Genomic DNA, 1897 nt, shown 5'->3' with positions numbered 1-1897 from the left:
AGCGCGAGCGCGAGCTGCAGCGGAATCGCCGCGACCGTCGGCGCGAGCGCTTCGGCGCGTTCGAGCGGCGCGATCGCCGCGTCGGCGTCCTGGCCGAGGCGCAGCGCCGTGCCGAGCGCTTCCCACCAGGCCGCGTTGTCGGGCTGCAGCGTGGTCGCGCGCTCGGCGAGTTCGCGCGCCTGCGCATGCCGCGCCTGGTCGATGCGCAGCAGCGCGAGATTGCCGTTGGCCGCCGCATCCTGGCCCGCCAAGGCTTGCGCGCGCGCGAGCGGCCGCTCGGCGTCGGCCAGGCGTCCCTGCGCCCGCAGCAGGTTGCCGAGATTGGTCAAGGCGTGCAGCGCGTCGGGATCGGCGGCGAGGGCCTGGCGATAGGAACGCTCGGCGGCGGCGGCATCGCCGGCCTGTTCCTGCAGCAGTCCGAGGTTATAGGCCGCGGCCGCGTATTCGGGCCGCACCTGCAGCGCCCGGGCGAACTGATCGGCGGCGCCGGCGAGATCGCCCTTCGCGCGCAGCGCGAGCGCAAGGTTGTTGAGCATCTCGGCCGCGCGCGGGCGCAGCTCGACCGCACGGCGATAATGCGAAATCGCCTTGTCCACTTTTCCAGTCTGATAGGCGACCACACCGAGCAGATGCCAGGCCTCGCCGTTGCGCGGATCGAGCTTGGTCAGACGCTGGTAGTGGCTCTCGGCCAGACCGAGCTGTCCGCTGCGGTGATAGGCCTGCGCCTTGGCGAACAGTTCCAGCGCCAGGCGGTTCGGGGGCTGCGACATGACGCGTTCCGATGGGACGGACGCGCATTGTAGGCGAGGCCCGCCGCGCGGTCCGCGCGCGTTACAGCGCGTCGATGTCGCCGAGCGCGCGGATCAGGCGGCGCGCGCGCTTGTCGGGCTTGGTTGCGGGCTTGGCGTAGCCGGTCGCTTCGAGCCGGCGCTGCTCGGCCGCGGCCTGGCGCGCGGCGCGGCTCTCCTCGCTCTCGCGATAGAGCGCCTGGGCGACGGGCGCAGGCCCGCGCTGCTCGCTCAGGCCGAGCACCTCGATCTCGTAGCGCTCCTCGCCGCGCACGATGCGCAGGCGGTCGCCGACGCGCACGGATCGACTCGGTTTGCAGGCCGCGCCGTTGATCTCGATGCGGCCGGCCTCGATGACGCTCTTGGCCAGGCTGCGCGTCTTGAAGAAGCGCGCCGCCCAGAGCCAGACGTCGATGCGTACGGCGTCGGAACTGGCGGATTCGGGACTCGCGGACATGGGCGTTTCTCGTTTCATGAAGTGACGCGGCCGAATTCGAGCAGATCGGCGATTGCGGCGAGGCCGGCGCCGGCCTCGAACAGCCGCGGCGCGCGCTCGCGCAGCCGGCGGCGCAGCGCAGCGTCGGCATCCGCATCAGCCAGCAGCTGCACGGCATTCGCGACGTACTCGTCCTCGCTCGTGGCGATGCCCTGCGGCAATTCAAGCAGACGCAGCATGCCGGCGGTCTGGCGCGAGCGCAGGAATTCGCCGGGCCAGGTCACGACGGGGGTGCCGACGTGCAAGGTGTCGAGGCTCGTCGCGCCGCCGCAGAACCACGGCGTATCGAGCACGAGGTCGGCAGCGGCGATCTGCGCCAGATAGTCCGCATAAGCCGTGCGCGGCCGCAGCTCCAGATGACGCTCGGGCTCGAGGCCGAGCGCAGCGAACGCGGCGCCGAGGCGCGCGAGGAAACGCCGCTCCGGCGGCTGCGGTCCGGCCGGCCCGGTGAAGAAGCCGATGCGTGCGCCGGTCTCCTTGGCCAGCCGCGCCAGCGTGTCGTCGAACGACGGTACGAGCTTGGTCAGGCTCTGCAGGCACAGCAGCTGCGCGGCGCTGCCCGGCGAGCGCGCCGCTGCACGCAGCGGCGGCTGCAGCGCCGGCTCGCGCGGCA

At 72.5% G+C, this 1897-nt stretch carries 3 protein-coding genes; all 3 read right to left on the bottom strand.

Annotated elements, in window-relative coordinates; genetic code table 11:
* Positions 1–770, bottom strand: a 770-nt coding sequence (locus NON22_RS23680) for a tetratricopeptide repeat protein (protein WP_257389442.1), incomplete at its 3' end; no start/stop codon positions are given.
* A gap of 61 nt (positions 771–831) precedes the next feature.
* Positions 832–1245, bottom strand: a complete 414-nt coding sequence (locus NON22_RS23675; RefSeq protein ID WP_257389441.1) for an RNA-binding S4 domain-containing protein — start codon at positions 1243–1245, stop codon at positions 832–834.
* Between the two features lie 14 nt (positions 1246–1259).
* On the bottom strand, positions 1260–1897 hold a 638-nt coding region (locus NON22_RS23670; RefSeq protein WP_425508029.1), incomplete at its 5' end, for an O-linked N-acetylglucosamine transferase family protein.

Source organism: Tahibacter caeni (assembly GCF_024609805.1).
GTDB classification, from domain to species: Bacteria; Pseudomonadota; Gammaproteobacteria; order Xanthomonadales; family Rhodanobacteraceae; genus Tahibacter; species Tahibacter caeni.
This window is presented reverse-complemented; position numbering and strand designations above follow the sequence as displayed.

Coding starts and splice junctions, on each gene's coding strand:
- NON22_RS23675 (WP_257389441.1), bottom strand. CDS start 1,245: ATGTCCGCGAGTCCCGAATCCGCCAGTTCCGACGCCGTACGCATCGAC.